This window comes from Ochrobactrum sp. SFR4 (genome assembly GCF_019730395.1).
GTDB lineage: Bacteria > Pseudomonadota > Alphaproteobacteria > Rhizobiales > Rhizobiaceae > Pseudochrobactrum.
On the sequence record NZ_JAAPBB010000002.1, the window covers coordinates 303696 to 322636 of the forward strand.

Sequence of the window (18941 nt, forward strand, 5' to 3'; positions counted from 1 at the left end):
CAGCAAGTATATCCACGCTACTGATGCCGCGATAACCGCAGACATGGCACCTTATTCGACGTGGCATAGTGAGTATTTCGGTCTCTTCCCCGCACATCATAGCCATGAATCGCGACGGTATATCTCTGACCCGTCCACACCCTCCACAGGTCAGGCGCAGCAGGTCAAGATGACTTAAGCTGCGTAAAGTTGGCATCATGCCAGCCCTCCGGTAAAGCCGGACATTTCATCCTGCCGAACCATGGCCATACGCATCTGACCTTTGCAGCCTCGTGCCTTGCATCGGGCGCGTTTCTCTATCTCATCCAGATATAATTGTTCGCGTCCTTTGGCTGTGCAGATTGTGGCCTTGTTAATGTAAACAAGCCTGCTGCATTTTTTACAGATCATTTCCAGCTTTTGAGTGTCAGATAAATCACTGACCCTGTAATTGGTTTTCCAGTTGCCCATTTAGGCGCACTCCTCCGTGGCGCAAACGAGTGCGCAAAAGCAGGGTATAAGTTTTAATAATCTCTAATTTGTTCTACAAATGTTCTCAAAACGCGAAAGAGTCAACAGGGATTATTCATGGCCTGACAGAGCTGTGAATTGCTGTGAATTGTTAATGTGGGGTGGTGACCGTGAGAACAGAAAATGAATAAAAATGTAAACCGGTAGAAAAAAGCTGTAAACCAGCCTTTGTCGCAATATCAATAAGGTATTGATTTATATGGCGATCCCGACTGGATTCGAACCAGTGACCGTCGGCTTAGAAGGCCGGTGCTCTATCCAGCTGAGCTACGGGACCGCATATTCTGAAAGCGGTATGTAATTAGTGTGTCCAAGGCTGCTGACGGTCAAAACGGAAATTATCCGTGTAAGACACTTTGCGGCGTTTGGCTTCTTTTGGCTCTTCAATCCGGTAGGCAATGCCGTATTTCTGCGCATAAGCGATGGCTTCTTCGAGGCTCTCGAAGCTCATGCGGATCTGGCTTTTCATATCACGGGAAGAAGTATAACCCATCAGCGGTTCAATTTTACGGGCTACTTCAGGCTCATATTCAAGAAACCAGGCTTCGGTCTTGGCTTTACCGGATTGCATGGCAGTCTTGGCTGGACGATAAATACGGGCAACCATATTCATATACCTCAGGGCACAAAAGCGACCGTCAAATCTTATATTTGCTGGTCTGTTAAACGAGAGACAAATTTCACTATAATATTCAATATTTGTCATGGTCGGAGCGAGAGGATTCGAACCTCCGACCCCCTGATCCCAAATCAGGTGCGCTACCAGGCTGCGCTACGCTCCGCTATCCTCAAAGGATAAGATGTGTCTAGAATTTTCAGGACAGGAGTGCAAGAGGCAAAACGGCAGTTCCAACCAAAAATGCATGAATGTCACACTATAAAAGCGGAGACAAAAGCACTGTTTTGTCTCCGCTTTTAGAAGCTTCCGTATTTTACGGATTATCAGGCTGTAAACGTCGCCTGAAGTCCCTGTTGCAGATCGGCAATCAGATCCTGTGTATCTTCAAGCCCGATTTGCAGACGGATCACCGGTCCTTCATAGCTTTTTGCAGCAACTGTCCGGTCTCCGAGCTGAACATGCACAGCCAGACTTTCATAGCCGCCCCATGAATAGCCGAGGCCGAATAATTTCAGCGCATCGAGCAATTTGTGGGCTTCTTGTTTGCCGCCTGAAGCGAGAACCACAGAGAAAACACCGCTGGCACCTTTGAAATCACGTTTCCACAATGCGTGATCCGGGTGGCTTTCCAGCGCAGGATGCAGCACACGGGCAATCTGAGGCTGCTGTTCCAGCCAGCGGGCAATGGTCAGGGCGCTTTGCTGGTGATGGTTGAGACGGAGCCCCATGCTGCGCAGACCACGCAGAATTTGATAGGCGTCATCGGAATTTACGCACATGCCAAGGGCTGTGTAAGCGTTTTCCAGCTGTTTCCAGCATTTTTCATTCGCTGAAATCATGCCGAACAGAATGTCGGAATGTCCCGAAGGATATTTTGTTCCGGCATGGATTGTAATGTCGACACCAAAATCAAGCGCTTTGAAATAAAGAGGTGTAGCCCATGTATTATCCATCATCACGACGATATCGTGCTGATGTGCTGCTTCGACGATTGCCGGAATATCCTGAATTTCAAATGTATTGGAGCCGGGTGATTCTGTGAAAATGACGCGTGTATTCGGGCGGATCAGTCCGGCAATATCCGCACCGATATGCGGCGGATAATATTCGATCTCAACACCATATTGCTTCAGCAATGTATTTGCGAAACGGCGCGTCGGATTATAAATCGTATCAACGAACAGAACGTGATCTCCGGCTTTCAGAAAAGCCAGCAGAGGAACGGTAACTGCAGCCAGACCGGACGGAACGAGCAAAGTGCCTGCCGAACCCTCCAGTTCGTCAATCGCACAGCATAAGGCGTCCGTTGTAGGGGTGCCATGTGTGCCATAGGTATATTTCTGGTTTTCCGTTGCCATGGTCGCGGCATCCGGAAACAGGACAGTTGAAGCGCGCACAACCGGCGGATTGACAAAGCCGTGATATGCATAGGGATCATTACCGCAATGGGTAAGCATTGTGTTGATACCTAAATCCCCCGTACCCTTTTCTGATTTGACCATAAAAACGCCTCCTGCTGCCTGTTAGTCTGTATTATCTCGTGTGAGTCTTCGTTATTTGTGCCGTGACGGAATCGCTTTTTCTGAAAATATTCGTGTTTTCAGTGTGTTAGCAGTGCCGTTTTTCATTTTCAGCACTAAGCCGGAAAATGGCAGTTGTGACTAGAGCATAATCTTTGTGCTTTGTCCTGAAACCTTATGCTTTATTTGAGAGAAGCGATAAAACGAATTTACAGCACAGTAAGAGATGAACAATTTTATTGATTGCAGCAGTTACGGTGTGAGAGTTTTATGAGTTTACTATATGAATTTTCAGAATTGAAAACTTCGTTTCAGGCAGGGCTGGAACGGCGAAAGAACCAATTTAAGCATCAGGCTGAACATGAGGGCATTTATCAGAATGCGGCCGGTCTGTGGTCTTATCAGGTGACACTGTTTCTGCTGGTTATGATTGCGGGAGCTGGCCTGCTTTTACCTTTTGACGGGGATTTGTCCCGACTTGCTGTTTCAGTACATTGGTCGCCTGTAAAGCTTTTGAAGTCTTTGACGAATCTCGTACTGGCCGCCCCCTATGTTGCATTATTCACCGTCATTATTGCAGTTTGTCTGTTGATGCGGCACAGATTGCGCGGGCAGGAGGGCTATCGCCTTAAAATTCCTGAAATTCTGCAAAACTATAATCGTCTGGGCACAATTGCCGGTCAGAGCCTGTTCGGTATTTCTGCGATTCTGAGTGCCGGACTGATCGTGAATATTCTCAAGTATTTTGTAGGCAGGCCGCGCCCGTTTCTTATTGATAGTGCAGGGCCTTTTGGTTTCAAGCCGTTTGATTTCAGCCATGCTTATGTCAGTTTTCCGTCCGGTCATGCCTGTACGGCAGCTGTATTGGCCACACTGCTGGCGCTGTGGTTTCCGCGTTACCGTTTCTTTGCTTATGCAGGTCTGGCGCTGATTGCCTCAAGCCGTGTTTTCGTTCAGGCGCATTATCCGAGTGATGTTGTGACCGGCTTTGCTATCGGCACGGCTACCACCTTGATTCTGGCGCGGTTTCTGGCGCAATCCGGTCTGCTGTTCCGTCTTGGGGAAGGGCAGTTATTTCCTGAGTTGAAAAATATAATCAGCAGAAGAATCAAGTTGCAGGGCGCTTAAGGTAAGGTTTTTGAGGCAGAGCAAGCTGTGTTCGGGGAGCGGGCTGAACAATTTTCCGTGTTTGGACCCTTGACCTGTCGAAAATAATAGCTTTCGATAGACACAGTTTTAGACGCATCCCGTTTCCGCCTTGCGGATCACAGGCTGAACTAAACCGGTTAAAGCCGGATATCAGGCTGTCAAAACGAAAAGCAGATCCGGTTCAGGTTTTGCCGGATATGACAGAATGCCGAAATTGATTTTTGAATGCTGATAATAAGTTTAACGATAATGAGGGTGAGCATCATATGAAAAAGTCAACTTTACTCAAATTGGCCGGTGTGGCTGCTTTGACCGTTACAACCTCTGCAGCAATTGCCGGCACATTGGATGATGTGAAGAAAAAAGGCTTTGTACAATGCGGCACCAATACGGGTTTGCCGGGTTTTGCCGCCCCGAATGATAAGGGGGAATGGTCTGGTTTCGATGTTGACTACTGCCGTGCTGTGGCGTCGGCTATTTTCGGGGACAAAACCAAGGCTAAATTTACACCGCTGAATGCTAAGGAGCGCTTTACTGCGCTGCAATCCGGTGAGATCGACATTCTTATCCGCAACACAACCTGGACAATCAGCCGTGATACGTCTCTCGGTTTGGAATTTGCCGGCGTGAATTACTATGATGGCCAGGGCTTTATGGTCAACAGTAAGAAACTTCCGGATATTAAATCAGCATTGCAGCTGTCAGGCGCATCTATTTGCGTTCAGGCCGGTACGACAACTGAAATGAACATGGCCGATTATTTCAAGGCCAATAAGATGGAATATAATCCGGTCGTCTTTGAGAAAATCGAAGAAGCCAATGCTGCTTATGACAGCGGCCGTTGCGATGCTTACACAACGGATCAGTCCAGCCTTTACGGTGTGCGTCTGGCGCTTTCCAACCCTGACGATCACGTCGTTCTTCCGGAAATCATATCCAAAGAGCCGTTCGGTATTGTTGTCCGTCAGGGCGATGCACAATGGGCAGATGTTGCGCGCTGGGTTCACAACGCGCTTCTGAATGCGGAAGAAGCCGGCATTACTCAGGCTAATGTTGAAGAGATGATGAAGTCTGATTCACCTGAAATCAAACGACTTCTCGGAACAGAAGCTGAAACCAAGATCGGTGTCGATCTGGGCCTTGATAATGACTGGGTTGTGAAGATTGTTAAAAATGTCGGCAATTACGGCGAGATTTTTGAACGCAATATCGGCACATCAAGCCCGCTGAAAATTGCCCGCGGTATTAATGCGCTGTGGACCAAAGGTGGTCTGCAATATGGTATACCAATCCGCTAATATCGGCGTATAATTGGAATAAGCACCTGCATCACATCATGTGATGCAGGATAGCTTTCTGTACCTGAAATAATTGAAACATTGTAATTTTGTGCCGTCTGAAGCGTATTCCGAAAATCGGAAGCCGGTTTTCGGGCAAGATACGTGTAAAAGCAAATAGCTTGAGCATGAAACGCTTTTCGACGTGCAATAAAAACAAAAGATAGCTGAAAGATTGTACCGTTATTTTAGGTACCTGCCGATATGGCCGTAATCCCTGTGTGAATTTTATAATTGATAATCCGGCTATAGGCAAAAAGGCGCAGGGGGCTTTTTTAAATATCTGGTCAAGTATCCGGTCAAATATCTGACAGCAGAGCATGAGGTGCGCATGGCAGATCAAAGCGCCGTAACCGGCAAGCGACAGGAAACACAAGTTTCCCTCCTGAATAATCCGAAAATGCGCGGATTATTTTATCAGGCGGTTGTTTTTATTTCAGTTTTTGCTTTGATTTATTGGATAATAGGAAATACAGCCGCAAATTTGCAGAGGCTGAACATTGCATCCGGTTTTGACTTTCTGAAAAGTCGTGCAGGTTTCGACGTCAGCCAGTCGCTGATCAGTTATGATGCGGATTCCAACTATGCACGGGCCTTTGTGGTCGGTCTTCTGAATACGCTTTATGTTGCTGTACTGGGCATCATAACAGCTTCGGTCATCGGATTTCTGGTTGGTATCGGGCGTCTCTCGGGAAACTGGCTGATCGCCAAAATCTGTACCATTTATGTCGAGACTTTTCGTAATATCCCGCCATTGCTCGTGATTTTCTTCTGGTATTTCGGCGTGTTGTCAGTTCTGCCGGAAGTGCGCGGCAGCTATGCTTTGCCGTTTGATACTTATCTGAACAAACGCGGTTTTTTCTTTCCGTCCATAATCTGGGGCGAGAATGCATGGCTTATATTCGCGGCTTTCGTCGCCGCTGTTATTGCAGCCTTTGTCATTCATCGCTGGGCACGTTTACGTCAGGCAAAAACAGGGCAGATTTTTCCGTTCTGGCGTGTTGCTCTGGCACTGATAATAGGATTGCCGGCGCTCGCATTTTTTATCACGGGAATGCCTGTCAGCTTTGATATTCCGAAGCTTGGCTCATTCAATCTGACCGGCGGTACACAGGTAAAACCTGAGTTTTTGGCGCTTTATCTGGCGCTGTCATTCTATACGGCATCCTTCATCGCAGAGACAGTGCGCGGCGGCATCAAGGGGGTTAGCAAGGGGCAGTCAGAGGCAGCCGCAGCTTTGGGTCTGCGCAGACCGCAGGCGATGCGCCTTGTTGTTGTGCCGCAGGCGATGCGGATTATCATTCCGCCTTTATCGAGCCAATATCTCAATCTGACGAAAAACTCGTCTCTGGCTATTGCTATCGGCTATCCGGATTTGATGGCTGTCGGCGGTACGGTGCTTAACCAGACAGGGCAGGCGGTAGAAGTTGTGGCGATCTGGATGGCGGTTTACCTCGGCATCAGCCTCATTACCTCTGCATTCATGAACTGGTTTAACGCGAAAATGGCATTGGTGGAGCGGTAAGATGACAAATTCAGACTTACAATATGTACGCTCGCAAATGGTTGATCCGATGCCGGCACCTGCCAGTCAGAAAGGCATTGCTTCATGGATGAAAGAAAACCTGTTTTCGAGCCTTAAAGATACCGTTCTGACAATCATGGGTATTTCGCTGATTGTCTGGTTTCTGCCGGGATTGATAAACTGGCTGTTTGTCAATGCTGTCTGGGCGGGGACTGACCGCACATTCTGTACCACAACGGTGCAGGGCGGTTTGCAGCCGGATGGCTGGTCGGGTGCCTGCTGGGCTTTTGTCGATGCAAAGCTCCAGCAATTTCTCTACGGGCGCTATCCGGTTGATGAACGCTGGCGGGTGAAACTCGTGGCGCTGGTTTTCGTGATTTTGCTGGTGCCGATGCTGATCGGTAAACTGCCGCATAAAATGCTGAACGCAGTTCTGTTGTTCCTTGTTTTTCCGGTCTTCACCTATTTCCTGCTGGTGGGCGGTTCATTCGGACTTCGCTATGTCGAAACATCGCTCTGGGGTGGTCTGCTTGTTACACTGATCCTGTCCGTAGTGGGGATTACCGTATCGCTGCCGATGGGTATTTTGCTGGCTTTGGGGCGGCGTTCCAATATGCCGGTTATCAAGGCACTTTGCGTGATTTTCATTGAAGTTATCCGCGGCGTGCCGCTGGTGGCATTGCTGTTCATGGCCAGTGTAATGCTGCCATTGTTCATGCCGCCGGGTACCAGCTTTGATAAGTTTTTGCGTGCGCTGGTCGGCGTATCATTATTCGCTTCCGCCTATATGGCTGAAGTCATTCGCGGCGGTTTGCAGGCGATTCCGTCAGGGCAATATGAAGGCGCGGATTCGCTGGGCTTAAGCTATTGGCAGAAAACTCTGTTCATTATCCTGCCGCAAACGCTGAAACTTGCTTTGCCGGGTATTGTGAACACGTTTATCGGCTTGTTCAAAGACACAAGTCTTGTTTACATTATCGGTATGTTCGACCTGCTTGGAATCGTCAGGCAGAATTTTTCGGATGCCACTTGGGCAACACCGCAGACACCGGCAACGGGTCTTGTTTTTGCCGGATTTGTATTCTGGATTTTCTGTTTCTGTATGTCGCGTTATTCGCTATATATGGAGCGAAGGCTGGATACGAGCCATCGGTAAGCGGCTGCGGAAAACCGGGAGTTGGTTTTTCGCTTACAGCTGCCAAAGAACAGAAATGGTTTCATTCAGACGGATGAAACCATTCAATCGGGAATACCATCAGCATTATTGCTGCGGATGGTCAGTGAGGGAATAAAGAATGAGCATGCAATCGGGCGCTTTGCTGAAGCCGACGATGGAAGAAACGGGAGCAATCATGGAAATATCCAAAACCGATGTCGCAGTCGATATTGTCGGAATGCATAAGTGGTATGGTGAATTCCATGTGCTTCGCGATGTTAATCTGCGGGTAATGCGCGGGGAGCGTATTGTCGTGGCAGGACCTTCCGGTTCCGGTAAATCAACGATGATCCGTTGCATTAACCGCCTTGAAGAGCATCAGAAAGGCCAGATCATTGTGGACGGCAAAGAGCTGACCAATGATCTGAAAAAGATCGATGAAGTGCGTCGCGAAGTCGGTATGGTTTTCCAGCATTTCAACCTGTTTCCGCATCTGACAATTCTTGAGAATTGCACACTTGCTCCGATCTGGGTGCGCAAAATGCCGAAGAAGCAGGCAGAAGAAATCGCGATGCATTATCTGGAACGCGTTAAGATTCCGGAGCAGGCCAATAAATATCCGGGGCAGCTTTCCGGTGGTCAGCAGCAGCGCGTGGCGATTGCCCGTTCACTCTGCATGAAGCCGCGTATTATGCTGTTCGATGAGCCGACCTCTGCGCTTGATCCTGAAATGGTCAAGGAAGTGCTGGACACCATGGTTAGCCTCGCTGAAGAAGGCATGACCATGATCTGCGTAACCCACGAAATGGGCTTTGCGCGTCAGGTTGCCAACCGCGTGATCTTTATGGATCAGGGGCAGATTGTGGAACAGAATTCGCCATCCGAATTCTTTGACAATCCGCAGCATGAGCGTACCAAGCTGTTCCTCAGCCAGATCCTGCACTAATTTTCAGAAACATATTAAAACACCCGCAATGAAAATCGCGGGTGTTTTTTATTATCTATTCGTCATGCGGGCCTTCGCAGAACTGGATACGATTGCCGAACGGATCAATCACAGCCAGAACCCGACCCCATGGCTCATTTTCTATACCGGGGCGCAGGAAACGGTATTTACGACTGCTGATTTCCTTATGCAGGGTATCGACACCCTGCATGCGCACGAAAATATTGGCGCCGGGGCTGCCATCGCCATGATGTTCGCTGAGGTGCAACACCAGATTGCCGCGCGAAACCTGCATATAGAGCGGCATATTTTCAGCAAAGCGATGTTCCCAGTCACATTGAAAACCCAGATAGTCGAGATAAAATTCTTTGGCTTTCTCAATGTCGAAAATTCTGAAAATAGGGCAGACCTGCTCAAACTGGACATTGCTCATAAAATGTTCTCCGGTGTGTTTAGCCGTGACTATAAAATATGCCTGTAAAATTCATATTAAAACTATACAGGCAGCGATGGGAGAAAAAATGCAATATCAATGGCTGAACCAGCTGGAGCAAAAACACCATCATAGTTTCTTTGAACTTTACACAAAGGAATGGTGGACGCAGAGCCGTTCTTATGATGATGCGATTAATATGCTTGTTCATTGCGATCTGATTATCGCCTGTTGTGATATGCAGGATCGCGTCATTGGTTTTGCCCGTGTGCTGACGGATTATACTTTTAAAGCATTGATTTTTGATGTGATTGTGGATGAATCCACGCGCGGACAGGGGCTTGGACAGGAAATTGTCTTACGCATCATTCGGCACCCTGATCTGCAAAAAGTTCAGAGTTTTGAACTCTATTGCCCTGAACAGCTGGTTCCGTTTTATGAAAAACAGGGCTTTGTAAAAGGCTCATCTTGTCTGATGTTTCATCAGGTAAAGCCTTTATAATCTCTGCATCAGCTCGATACGATTGCCGAACGGATCGTTGATATAGGCACGAAGATAACCGGTCAGCGGTTCATCCTCTGTCGATTCAATCTGATGTTCTGCGAGCATTGCTAAAAATGCTGACAAGTCATCAACCAGAAAAGCCGGGTGCGCTTTTTGTGCGGGAGCAAAGCCGCGCTCAACGCCGAGATGAACTTTAAGATCACGCAACTCAAACCAGCAGCCGCCGCGTTTTGCCAGATTGTCGGGTTTGGGAACTTCCGTCATACCTAACAGGCCGCTATAAAATGTACGGGCTTTGTCCTCACCACCGGCAGGCATTGCAAGCTGAATATGATCCAGTCCGAGTATCGGCATTGTTTTCTCCTGTTGTTCAGGCAGGCAAGGCCGGTTGTATCAGTACATAATTTTCATGGCGCTCACCGGGAAGTTCAAACCAGATTGAACCCTGCCTTTGGAAACCCTGTTTCCTGTAGAAGTGTAATGCAGGGTGGTTATCATGCAAGACCGAAAGCCAGATATGGCCAATATCCTGTGCTTTTATCGCTTCACGTGCCTGTTGCATGAGGGCGGAGCCGATACCGCTTCCGGCATGACGGGCTCTGACATAAAGTGTGCTGATCTCTGCGGCTGTTGTCAGCGCATGCAGGCTTTCGGGCAATGCGGCATGATAATCAATGGCAATATAGCCGAGCAGGTGACCATCCTGTTCCGCGACAATGATCTGTTTTGCGCCATCCGCGATCAGCTGATCAAAATATTGCGGCGTAAAACGCTGCAGTACATATTCAGCAAAAACAGTGCTGATACCTGCCTTGGCATAGGTATGCAGCCAGACTTCGATGGATAAAGCTGCAAGTTTTGCAGCGTCGAAGGATTTGGCTGTGCGATAAATTATCAAATCGGGCTCCTGTCTCAATCTGTCTGATTTGGTGTAATATGCTGCCACTGGAGCGTACCCCGAAAAGTGCGAAGCAGTTTTCGGGGTACACGTAAAACAAAGAATTAGAGCGGTTCTACTGATTCAATATTAACCGGAACCGCTCTGCCGCAGAAGTTAAACAGGCTTGCCAAATATTCTGAGGAGGAAATTATAATGAGCAGACTGATATTTGTGAACTTTCCCGTGCGTGATCTCGATAAGTCGATCAGCTTTTATGAGGCAATCGGAGCACGGAAGAATGATATGTTCTGCGATGAAACCGCAGCCTGCATGGTTTTATCGGACGTTATTCACGTTATGCTGATAACCCATGATAAATTCCGCCAGTTCACACCCAAGAACATTGCCGATGCACATACTGTCAGCGAGGTTCTGGTGTGTGTTTCAGCATCGGACAAGCAGGAGGTAGACCAGCTAGTCAGCAAAGCTGCGTCTGTCGGTGGCAAGGCAGATCCGTCAGCTGTGCAGGACTATGGCTTTATGTATGGCCGCAGTTTTGAAGATCTGGACGGCCATATATGGGAAGTGATGTGGATGGACATGGAAGCTGCAAAGCAGGCCATGGCAAAAGACTAAACTATTCCCTGTCCCGTTCTGATCGCAATGTTAGTTTTTGAACAACGGGGCAGAGCCTGAAAAATATGATGCGGTTCAGGATGTAATGTCAGCCGCATCATATTGATAAAGCCAGTCCAGATCGCGCAGGAAGTCTTCCGGTTTGCGTATTTTAAACAGCATGTTACGACCGAGAGCCACAGGGCCGCTGGCGTGATAGGCAAAACGGTTGAGCTTGCCGCGGCGGGCAACTTTGGCAATGCGCGCCAGTCTTTGTTTTTCAAAAGCAGCGAGAGCTTCGCTGTGATCACTTTGCTCCGGTGAGAGATGTGCTGCGAGCGAGGCCGCATCTTCAATAGCCATTGCTGCACCCTGTGCCGCAAATGGTGTCATCGCATGAGAAGCATCGCCAAGCAGCACAAGGCGCTTATCAATCACCAGCTTTGGCTCCGGCATTTCAAACATCGGCCAGAATGTCCATTGCGGTGCGGCTTTGATTACATCGCTGACAGCCTGAGACCAGCCTGAAAAACTGCGGATCAGAGCGGCGCTGTCGCCTTTCATATCCCAGCTTGTGCCGATATCTTCACCATCAGTAATCGCGACAAAATTAAAGGCTTTACCGTTTTTAATCGGATAGGCAATCAGATGTGCGCCCTGACCAAGCCATGCAGAAACACTGAGTGTATCTTTGAGACTATCAAGAAAACTCTGCGGCAGCTGTTCAGCGGGCAGGGTGGTGCGCCAGGCTATGTGGTCTGTGAATCTTGCGCGGCTGTCATTTTGCGTGGCCGCATTATTCGCCACAAGTCCGGCACGCTGCGCTGACCACACACCGTCGCAACCGAGCAGCAATTGCCCGCTATAGTCGGTAATCTGATCGTTGAGATCAACGCGGATCGTCACTTTGTCTTCTGAAATGTGATGGGACAGCACATTAGCCCCGAGATGCAAAGTAATCTGCGGATGCGCGCGCACGGCCTTGAGCAGAACTGCCTGCAAATCTGCACGATGGCAGGTAATATAGGGCGCATTCCAGCGTTGTTCTGCCTGGCTCCCAAGTTCCATGCGAATAAGCGGTTGTGCTTTCACACCGTCCATCAGATAGAGCGCGTCAGGGCTGACGGCATGGGGCAGCAGGTCTTCCATAATGCCCAAACGGGCAAGAAGCCGCGTGGCATTGGGTGCCAGCTGCAAACCGGCTCCGACTTCGGAAAGTGCCGGTGCCTTTTCCATCATCAGCACGGAAAAACCCCGCTCTGCCAGAGCCAGAGCCGTGGTCATACCGGCAAGTCCGGCACCGGAAATAAGAATACGCTGATTATTCTGGTTTTGCATGGTTGCCCTCACAGCCGTTGAGGCAGATGCCGGAAATATCTGAACGGGATTTTATCCCGCTCTTATCCTTGCACAACGGCATCTACAGAAACTGAAGCGTGGTGTCAGAGCAGTCTGAAAGAAAATAACATCTGCTCTGAAGGTGAAAAACGGGGCGCATTTTCACGGAGGCAGGCAGGATTATTCTGCAGCAGCAACCTGAGGATCGTTGAAGGTGCAGCCGGCAGGCACAGTCTTATCTGCGCTCAGGGATGCATCGTGACGATAAAGGGTTGAGCAATAAGGGCAGACAACTTCTTCCTCATCGCCCATATCGAGAAACACATGCGGATGGTCGAATGGCGGATTGGCGCCAACGCACATGAATTCTTTAACGCCGATGCTGATGGCATTGTGGCCGGCATCGTTCTGAAAATGAGGGATGATATGATCTGACATATGACGACTCCAGTGATGGTATCACCTTAAAGCATTTATGCTTTGAGCGGAATCACTCGCCACATCAATGCGGTAACAACAAAGCGTGAGAGAGACAGCAGGCGGAACCTTGATGCCGGCAGCGCTCGGACGCATAATTTGGCTCTGATGTATCGCGAATAATGCAGGAGCGGAAGTGTTTTTTATAGTTTCTGCTGTAATCTCCGCTTTGTTAAGAATTTGTCATACAGAATGCATAAACGAACCTTAACAGGAGCACTGTTTAGAGGATCGAATATCGTCCGGTCTTTCCGGTGATTTCTGAGAGCCGACGATTTCAGAGGGATTGTTAACGTGTCGCATAAAAAAAATCATGGATCGGTTAAAGAGGCTGAACCTGTGGGTAATATGCCGGCATTAATGGCCAAGACAGATATTATTGCTGTTTCAGATATGTCTGCCGATGATGCTGTGCGGAATCTGTCTGACAGTCCGGAGCGCTTTGTCAATCGTGAGTTCTCATGGTTGCAGTTTAATAAGCGCGTATTGGCAGAGGCTGTGAACAAACATCAGCCGCTGCTGGAGCGGTTGCGTTTCCTGTCGATTTCGGCGGCCAATCTTGATGAATTTTTCATGGTGCGTATTGCCGGTCTTGCAGGGCAGGTGCGGGCAGGTGTGGCCACACGTTCAGCCGATGGCCGCACACCGCAGGAGCAGCTTGATTTTGTGCTGGCAGAAGTTGCCACTTTGCAGGTTGCGCAGCAGGAAACGCTGCAAATGCTGCGTCAGGAACTGGCTCAGGAAAATATTGAGATCATCCGTTCTGACCGCCTGAAAAAACACGACAAGAAATGGCTTGAACATCATTTTCTGGATACGATCTTTCCGGTTCTCACGCCTTTGTCGCTTGATCCGGCGCATCCGTTTCCGTTTATTCCGAATCTCGGCTTCTCGATGGCGCTGCAATTGTCGCGCATAACCGACAAGCACCCGATGGTGGCGCTGTTGCGCCTGCCGGTGGCGCTCAGCCGTTTCGTGCAGATACCGTCTGAGGCGGGTATCTATCGCTTTATCACGCTTGAAGATGTGGTGAGTCTGTTCATTGAACGCCTGTTTCCGGGCTATGAAGTGCGTGGCGCCGGTACATTCCGCATCATTCGCGACAGCGATATTGAAGTGGAAGAAGATGCTGAAGATCTGGTTCGCCATTTCGAAACTGCGCTGAAGCGCCGTCGTCGCGGACGGGTTATCAGTATTGAGTTCGACAGCGATATACCGGAAGCGCTGCGGGTGTTCATGACCATGGAGCTTGGTGTTTCCGAGAGCCGTGTGAGTATTCTGCCGGGTCTGCTGGCGCTGAATATGATTTCGGAAATTGTTGCTATTCCGCGCGATGATCTGAAATTCACCCCTTATAACCCACGTTTTCCTGAGCGCATCCGTGAGCATGGCGGCGATTGTTTAGCGGCAATCCGCGAGAAGGATATTGTCGTTCACCATCCTTATGAGTCCTTTGATGTTGTGGTGCAGTTTCTGCGTCAGGCGGCACTTGATCCGAATGTGCTGGCCATCAAACAGACGCTCTACCGCACCTCAAACAATTCGCCGATTGTACGTGCGCTGATTGATGCGGCGGAAGCCGGTAAGTCGGTGACCGCGCTGGTGGAGTTGAAAGCACGCTTTGACGAGGAAGCGAATATTCGCTGGGCACGCGATCTGGAACGTGCGGGCGTGCAGGTGGTCTTCGGCTTTATCGAGCTGAAAACCCACGCGAAAATGTCGCTCGTCGTGCGCCGCGAGGATGAAAAACTGCGCTCTTATGTGCATCTTGGTACGGGTAACTATCACCCGATCACCGCGAAGATTTACACTGACTTGTCTTTCTTCACATCTGATGCCGATACGGCGCGCGATGTGGCGCATATTTTCAATTTCATTACCGGTTATGCGCAACCGGCAGATGTTATGAAACTGGCTATCTCGCCTTTTACATTGCGCCGCCGGATTCTGAAACATATTGAAAATGAGATTGAACACGCGAAAGCGGGTCGTCCGGCGGCGATCTGGATGAAAATGAATTCGCTGGTTGATCCGCAGATCATTGATGCTCTCTATAAAGCCAGCAGTGCAGGGGTGCAGATTGATCTGGTGGTACGCGGCATTTGCTGTCTGCGTCCGCAGGTTCCGGGTCTGTCAGACAATATCCGCGCCAAATCCATTGTTGGTCGTTTTCTTGAGCATTCACGTATTTTCTGCTTCGGTAACGGGCAGGATTTGCCGTCCAAAGATGCAATTGTCTATATAAGCTCGGCAGATATGATGCCGCGAAACCTTGACCGCCGCGTGGAAACGCTGGTGCCTGTTACAAATGTGACCGTGCATCAACAGATTTTATCGCAGATTATGCTTGCAAATCTCTACGATAATCAACAAAGCTTTGAGGTACTTTCAGACGGAACCTCCAAGCGGATTAAACCCGTGGACGGGGAAGAAGCTTTTAACGCTCAGGAATATTTCATGACCAATCCCAGCCTGTCCGGTCGCGGCAAGTCTCTGAAATCGTCAGCACCGCGTTTGATTGCGCGTCACAACCGCGTTCGCGCAGAGCGAAACCGTAACGCATGACTTTGTCTCTGGCACAGGGCCGCTTGAAAGGTCTGGAACCGGTCGCAGTTATTGATATCGGTTCCAACTCCGTGCGTATGGTTATCTATGAAGGTATTGTGCGTTCTCCGACAATTTTCTTTAACGAGAAAATTCTGAGCGGTCTGGGTAAAGGACTGGCACAAACCGGACGTCTGAATGATAAATCGGTCGCCAGTGCGCTTGAGGCGCTGCGGCGTTTTCGTGCGCTGGCCAAGCAGGCCGGTGCGACAAAAATCTATACAATTGCCACAGCGGCTGCGCGTGAAGCAGAAAACGGGCCGGATTTCATTGCACGGGCGGAAGAAATTCTGGGTGAAAACATCCAGATTCTCTCCGGCCGCGAGGAAGCCTATTATTCAGCACTTGGTATTATTTCCGGTTTTCACCATCCGGACGGTATCGCCGGTGACCTTGGTGGCGGCAGTCTCGAACTGGTTGATGTGCATGGCGACAATCCTGACAAGGCAATCGGCAGCGGCATTACATTGCCGCTTGGCGGTTTGCGCCTGCAGGATTTGTCCGGTGGTAAGATAACGGAAGCTGCGAAAATCACCCGCAAATATGTCGGTGATGTCGAGTTTCTGAAAGAGGGCAAAGGCCGCACATTCTATGCGGTGGGCGGTACATGGCGAAATCTTGCCAAGCTGCATATGAGTGCCAAACATTATCCGCTGCATGTCATGCATGGCTATGCGATGGATCCGGAAGATGCCTATCACTTCCTCTATCGTGTGGCGCGGTTTGATATTGATCATATGCGCGGCATTGAGGCTGTGTCGAAAAACCGCCGTCAGCTGTTGTCCTATGGTGCGACAGTGCTGATGGAAGTTGTTAAGCGTATGCAGCCGGCACAAATTGTGTTCTCGGCAATGGGCGTGCGTGAGGGCTATCTGTTCTCCTTGCTCGCTAAAAAAGAGCAAAAACTCGATCCTCTGCTTTCCGCTGCTGAAGAGCAGGCGGTGCTGCGTTCGCGCTCACCGCGCCATGCGCACGAGCTGGCGGACTGGACCGGCTACGCGTTTGAGCAGCTTGGTTATGACGAGACCGAGGATGAATATCGTTATCGCCGTGCGGCCTGTCTGCTGGCCGATATCAGCTGGCGCGCGCATCCCGATTATCGCGGCCCGCAGGCGCTTAATATTATTGCCCATGGGTCATTCATCGGGATTGACCATCCGGGGCGTGCTTATATGGCGCTGGCCAATTATTATCGCCATGAAGGTGTAATGGATGATGATGCCGCGCCGGAAATCATTCGCATTGCAACGCCGCGTCTGCGCGAGCGGGCTCGGGTTCTGGGTGCATTGCTGCGTGTGGTTTATTTGTTCTCTGCCTCAATGCCGGGAGTAATCCCGCAGCTTAAATGGCGGCAGGAAGGCGATGTTCTGGCGCTGGTGGTGCCGGAGGTCTATCGTGATCTGGTATCAGAGCGACTGGATAACCGGCTGAATGTTCTGGCTAAGGTAACCGACAAGACGCTTCGTTTTGCGGTTGAATAAAGCTAAAATATTGCATTGCAGCATTGAAATAATAAAAAGCCGGATGATCAAATCCGGCTTTTTTACATCGTTTTGTCGAATGTATAACGACCTTGCAGCAATCCGCTTGGAAAAGCCTGATGGCCGGTGAGTTTCCATTGGTTCAGGGACATATCACCTTCAAACAGTCGCACACCTTTGCCGGTTGTGGCCGGTATCCAGCTTAAAGTCAGTTCATCAGCCAACTGTTGTTGCAGATCTTGGCGCACAACATTACCGCCATCGAGACAGACATGCCTGAGACCGCGCGCAGACAGTTCCGGCAGCAGATCGCCGAGTGTGCTGTTGAAGCTGGTTTCGCCATAAAGCGGTGCCAGCGGGCGGCTGGTCAGCACAACAACCTGTGCCCTCATAAAGTCAGAAGCCGAATGTCAGCACTGTGTCCAGGTATTGCGTCCCATAATCAATACATCAACGTCAGTCATTAAAAGCATTATAGCTGTATCTTCAGACGGATCAGCTTCGACCACGGACAGCCATGACAGATCATTGACCGGACCGGCAATATAGCCGCCCAGACTTATGCCAAGAAAAACGCTGACTTTGATCTTGGCACTCATGTTTAATCCAGCGGAACTGCCTTGATCTTACGGTTTTCAAATTTGATGCCGATTTTTCCTTCAATCATTTGCAGTGCTTTTTCACCGAAAAGCTCACGACGCCAGCCCTTCAGTGCCGGTACATCCGCTGCATTACCCTTGGCAGCAATCTGGTCAATATCATCGGAAGAGGCAACAACCTTCGGTGCTACACCGTGATCTTCGGTAATGATTTTGAGCAGCAGCTTGAGCACATCTGAAGCGGCACCGGTGCCTTCCGGCGCATTATATTGCTTCGGCAGGCGTGGCATATCCTCTTTCGGAATGCTCAGTGCTTCATTGATCGCTTCAACCAGCCCCTGTGCATGAGAGGAACGCTCCCAGCCTTTCGGAATGGTACGCAGACGGGACAGCGCTTCCGCATCGCGCGGCTGTTGCTGGGCGATTTCCTGAATCGTATCGTCTTTGATTACACGGCCACGCGGCACATTGCGTTCGCGTGCGGCACGTTCACGCCATGCGGCAACCTTCTGCATGGCGGCCAGTTCGGCAGGCTTGCGCAGGCGGATTTTCAGACGCTTCCACGCATCGTCAGGATGCATGTCATAGGTCTCGCGGGCGGTGAGAATGCGGATTTCTTCGCTCACCCAGTCATTGCGGCCTTCTTTGGTCAGGCGATCCTGCAAATAGAGATAGACATCACGCAGATGGGTCACATCAGCCAGCGCGTAATCCAGCTGTTTGTCGCTCAGCGGACGGCGGCGCCAGTCGGTAAAGCGGGACGACTTGTCCAGATTTACGCCGGTGATACGGGCAACCAGCTGGTCATAGGAAATGGCATCGCCAAAACCGCAAACCATCGCCGCGACCTGTGTATCAAATACCGGCTCAGGGATCAGATTTCCGAGGTGGAAAACGATTTCAATATCCTGACGGGCAGCGTGAAACACTTTGACGACAGATTTATCCGCCATCAGGGCGAAGAAAGAGCTGAGATCAATGCCCGGTGCCAGCGCGTCCACCAATGCCGTTGTGTCCGGCGATGCCATCTGGATCAGGCAAAGTTCCGGCCAGAAAGTGGTTTCACGAATGAATTCGGTATCCACAGTGACAAAATCAGATTTTGAAAGCTGTGAAACGGCCTGTTCAAGACCCTGTGTTGTCGTAATAAGTTCCATGATTTTTCTATAAACAATCACAATAGCTTTGTCGCGGGGGCGTAAGCTTAAAAATCACATATGTTGTGACTTAGAGTATTTCCAGCAAAA

Annotated in this window: 20 protein-coding genes and 2 tRNA genes; 9 read left to right on the forward strand and 13 right to left on the reverse strand. The window is 49.8% G+C overall.

The genetic code is table 11. The features are described from left to right. Positions 1–195 precede the first annotated feature (195 nt). From HBA93_RS03770 to HBA93_RS03790, 5 genes are all read right to left on the reverse strand, one after another. Entirely contained in the window at positions 196–450 is a 255-nt protein-coding gene (locus HBA93_RS03770; protein ID WP_151159697.1) for a hypothetical protein, read from the reverse strand. A gap of 260 nt (positions 451–710) precedes the next feature. Then, positions 711–787 (reverse strand) — tRNA-Arg (locus HBA93_RS03775). Between the two features lie 24 nt (positions 788–811). Continuing rightward, a complete protein-coding gene (locus tag HBA93_RS03780) occupies positions 812–1123 on the reverse strand; it encodes an ETC complex I subunit (protein WP_163026116.1) in 312 nt (103 codons plus the stop codon). Between the two features lie 92 nt (positions 1124–1215). Continuing rightward, positions 1216–1292 (reverse strand) — tRNA-Pro (locus tag HBA93_RS03785). 160 nt (positions 1293–1452) lie between these two features. Further along, the gene (locus HBA93_RS03790) at positions 1453–2631 is read right to left on the reverse strand and encodes a cystathionine beta-lyase (protein WP_221722380.1); all 1179 of its coding nucleotides are present in this window, start codon (positions 2629–2631) and stop codon (positions 1453–1455) included. Between the two features lie 288 nt (positions 2632–2919). On the opposite strand from HBA93_RS03790, the gene HBA93_RS03795 reads away from it, so the two are divergent. The 5 genes from HBA93_RS03795 to HBA93_RS03815 all read left to right on the forward strand — a co-directional run bounded on the left by HBA93_RS03795 (position 2920) and on the right by HBA93_RS03815 (position 8762). Beyond that, positions 2920–3777 (forward strand): phosphatase PAP2 family protein, encoded by an 858-nt coding sequence (locus tag HBA93_RS03795; protein ID WP_221722381.1) that lies wholly within the window; start codon positions 2920–2922, stop codon positions 3775–3777. A 287-nt stretch (positions 3778–4064) separates the two neighbouring features. Beyond that, positions 4065–5096, forward strand: a complete 1032-nt coding sequence (locus HBA93_RS03800; RefSeq protein WP_121992950.1) for an amino acid ABC transporter substrate-binding protein — start codon at positions 4065–4067, stop codon at positions 5094–5096. A 370-nt stretch (positions 5097–5466) separates the two neighbouring features. After that, positions 5467–6660, forward strand: a complete 1194-nt coding sequence (locus HBA93_RS03805) for an amino acid ABC transporter permease (protein ID WP_075655871.1) — start codon at positions 5467–5469, stop codon at positions 6658–6660. Position 6661: 1 nt separating this feature from the next. Next, entirely contained in the window at positions 6662–7816 is a 1155-nt protein-coding gene (locus HBA93_RS03810; RefSeq protein WP_121992796.1) for an amino acid ABC transporter permease, read from the forward strand. A gap of 196 nt (positions 7817–8012) precedes the next feature. After that, positions 8013–8762, forward strand: a complete 750-nt coding sequence (locus tag HBA93_RS03815) for an amino acid ABC transporter ATP-binding protein (RefSeq protein ID WP_033315959.1) — start codon at positions 8013–8015, stop codon at positions 8760–8762. A 55-nt stretch (positions 8763–8817) separates the two neighbouring features. On the opposite strand, the gene HBA93_RS03820 is transcribed toward HBA93_RS03815, so the two are convergent. Next, the gene (locus HBA93_RS03820; protein ID WP_121992795.1) at positions 8818–9195 is read right to left on the reverse strand and encodes a glyoxalase superfamily protein; all 378 of its coding nucleotides are present in this window, start codon (positions 9193–9195) and stop codon (positions 8818–8820) included. Positions 9196–9283: 88 nt separating this feature from the next. Here HBA93_RS03820 and HBA93_RS03825 point away from each other — a divergent pair, with 88 nt between their 5' ends. Next, positions 9284–9697, forward strand: coding sequence for a GNAT family N-acetyltransferase (locus tag HBA93_RS03825; protein WP_221722382.1), 414 nt, complete (start codon positions 9284–9286; stop codon positions 9695–9697). Here the strand turns inward: HBA93_RS03825 and HBA93_RS03830 are convergent. Further along, on the reverse strand, positions 9692–10054 hold the full coding sequence (locus HBA93_RS03830; protein WP_221722383.1) for a VOC family protein: 363 nt from the start codon (positions 10052–10054) through the stop codon (positions 9692–9694). The genes HBA93_RS03825 and HBA93_RS03830 overlap by 6 nt on opposite strands. 16 nt (positions 10055–10070) lie before the next feature. Further along, positions 10071–10598, reverse strand: coding sequence for a GNAT family N-acetyltransferase (locus tag HBA93_RS03835; RefSeq protein ID WP_221722384.1), 528 nt, complete (start codon positions 10596–10598; stop codon positions 10071–10073). Positions 10599–10793: 195 nt separating this feature from the next. Between HBA93_RS03835 and HBA93_RS03840 the strand changes: the two genes are divergently transcribed. After that, positions 10794–11216, forward strand: coding sequence for a VOC family protein (locus tag HBA93_RS03840; protein WP_221722385.1), 423 nt, complete (start codon positions 10794–10796; stop codon positions 11214–11216). Positions 11217–11291: 75 nt separating this feature from the next. Here HBA93_RS03840 and HBA93_RS03845 read toward each other — a convergent pair whose 3' ends face one another. Both HBA93_RS03845 and HBA93_RS03850 read right to left on the reverse strand, forming a co-directional pair. Continuing rightward, positions 11292–12533, reverse strand: coding sequence for an FAD-dependent monooxygenase (locus HBA93_RS03845; protein WP_221722386.1), 1242 nt, complete (start codon positions 12531–12533; stop codon positions 11292–11294). Positions 12534–12713: 180 nt separating this feature from the next. Continuing rightward, positions 12714–12971 (reverse strand): zinc-finger domain-containing protein, encoded by a 258-nt coding sequence (locus HBA93_RS03850; protein ID WP_121992791.1) that lies wholly within the window; start codon positions 12969–12971, stop codon positions 12714–12716. A 399-nt stretch (positions 12972–13370) separates the two neighbouring features. Between HBA93_RS03850 and HBA93_RS03855 the strand changes: the two genes are divergently transcribed. Together HBA93_RS03855 and ppx are read left to right on the forward strand one after the other, a co-directional pair. Then, positions 13371–15575: an RNA degradosome polyphosphate kinase gene (locus tag HBA93_RS03855; protein ID WP_502910032.1), complete on the forward strand. Its 2205-nt coding sequence runs from the start codon at positions 13371–13373 to the stop codon at positions 15573–15575. Further along, positions 15572–17095 carry an exopolyphosphatase gene (gene ppx / locus HBA93_RS03860; RefSeq protein ID WP_221722387.1) on the forward strand — a complete coding sequence of 508 codons (1524 nt, stop codon included), beginning with the start codon at positions 15572–15574 and terminating at the stop codon, positions 17093–17095. Before HBA93_RS03855 ends, ppx begins: the two co-directional genes overlap by 4 nt. Before the next feature lie 62 nt (positions 17096–17157). Here the strand turns inward: ppx and HBA93_RS03865 are convergent, their stop codons facing one another. Genes HBA93_RS03865 through rnd form a run of 3 tightly spaced genes read right to left on the reverse strand, consistent with a single transcriptional unit; the run spans position 17158 to position 18851 of the window. Beyond that, positions 17158–17487, reverse strand: a complete 330-nt coding sequence (locus HBA93_RS03865; RefSeq protein ID WP_221722388.1) for a dihydrofolate reductase family protein — start codon at positions 17485–17487, stop codon at positions 17158–17160. 18 nt (positions 17488–17505) lie between these two features. After that, complete coding sequence (locus HBA93_RS03870; protein ID WP_221722389.1) at positions 17506–17694, reverse strand: dihydrofolate reductase family protein; 189 nt, start codon at positions 17692–17694, stop codon at positions 17506–17508. A 2-nt stretch (positions 17695–17696) separates the two neighbouring features. Beyond that, positions 17697–18851: a ribonuclease D gene (gene rnd / locus HBA93_RS03875; RefSeq protein ID WP_221722390.1), complete on the reverse strand. Its 1155-nt coding sequence runs from the start codon at positions 18849–18851 to the stop codon at positions 17697–17699. Positions 18852–18941: the final 90 nt, after the last annotated feature.

What these genes read in the sequence shown, in the direction of transcription:
- HBA93_RS03780 (WP_163026116.1), bottom strand. Translation starts at nt 1,123, where the DNA reads ATGAATATGGTTGCCCGTATTTATCGTCCAGCCAAGACTGCCATGCAA.
- HBA93_RS03830 (WP_221722383.1), bottom strand. Translation starts at nt 10,054, where the DNA reads ATGCCGATACTCGGACTGGATCATATTCAGCTTGCAATGCCTGCCGGT.
- HBA93_RS03800 (WP_121992950.1), top strand. Translation starts at nt 4,065, where the DNA reads ATGAAAAAGTCAACTTTACTCAAATTGGCCGGTGTGGCTGCTTTGACC.
- HBA93_RS03805 (WP_075655871.1), top strand. Translation starts at nt 5,467, where the DNA reads ATGGCAGATCAAAGCGCCGTAACCGGCAAGCGACAGGAAACACAAGTT.
- HBA93_RS03820 (WP_121992795.1), bottom strand. Translation starts at nt 9,195, where the DNA reads ATGAGCAATGTCCAGTTTGAGCAGGTCTGCCCTATTTTCAGAATTTTC.
- HBA93_RS03815 (WP_033315959.1), top strand. Translation starts at nt 8,013, where the DNA reads ATGGAAATATCCAAAACCGATGTCGCAGTCGATATTGTCGGAATGCAT.
- rnd (WP_221722390.1), bottom strand. Translation starts at nt 18,851, where the DNA reads ATGGAACTTATTACGACAACACAGGGTCTTGAACAGGCCGTTTCACAG.
- HBA93_RS03790 (WP_221722380.1), bottom strand. Translation starts at nt 2,631, where the DNA reads ATGGTCAAATCAGAAAAGGGTACGGGGGATTTAGGTATCAACACAATG.
- HBA93_RS03795 (WP_221722381.1), top strand. Translation starts at nt 2,920, where the DNA reads ATGAGTTTACTATATGAATTTTCAGAATTGAAAACTTCGTTTCAGGCA.
- HBA93_RS03870 (WP_221722389.1), bottom strand. Translation starts at nt 17,694, where the DNA reads ATGAGTGCCAAGATCAAAGTCAGCGTTTTTCTTGGCATAAGTCTGGGC.
- HBA93_RS03850 (WP_121992791.1), bottom strand. Translation starts at nt 12,971, where the DNA reads ATGTCAGATCATATCATCCCTCATTTTCAGAACGATGCCGGCCACAAT.
- ppx (WP_221722387.1), top strand. Translation starts at nt 15,572, where the DNA reads ATGACTTTGTCTCTGGCACAGGGCCGCTTGAAAGGTCTGGAACCGGTC.
- HBA93_RS03865 (WP_221722388.1), bottom strand. Translation starts at nt 17,487, where the DNA reads ATGAGGGCACAGGTTGTTGTGCTGACCAGCCGCCCGCTGGCACCGCTT.
- HBA93_RS03845 (WP_221722386.1), bottom strand. Translation starts at nt 12,533, where the DNA reads ATGCAAAACCAGAATAATCAGCGTATTCTTATTTCCGGTGCCGGACTT.
- HBA93_RS03840 (WP_221722385.1), top strand. Translation starts at nt 10,794, where the DNA reads ATGAGCAGACTGATATTTGTGAACTTTCCCGTGCGTGATCTCGATAAG.
- HBA93_RS03810 (WP_121992796.1), top strand. Translation starts at nt 6,662, where the DNA reads ATGACAAATTCAGACTTACAATATGTACGCTCGCAAATGGTTGATCCG.
- HBA93_RS03825 (WP_221722382.1), top strand. Translation starts at nt 9,284, where the DNA reads ATGCAATATCAATGGCTGAACCAGCTGGAGCAAAAACACCATCATAGT.
- HBA93_RS03855 (WP_502910032.1), top strand. Translation starts at nt 13,371, where the DNA reads ATGGCCAAGACAGATATTATTGCTGTTTCAGATATGTCTGCCGATGAT.
- HBA93_RS03770 (WP_151159697.1), bottom strand. Translation starts at nt 450, where the DNA reads ATGGGCAACTGGAAAACCAATTACAGGGTCAGTGATTTATCTGACACT.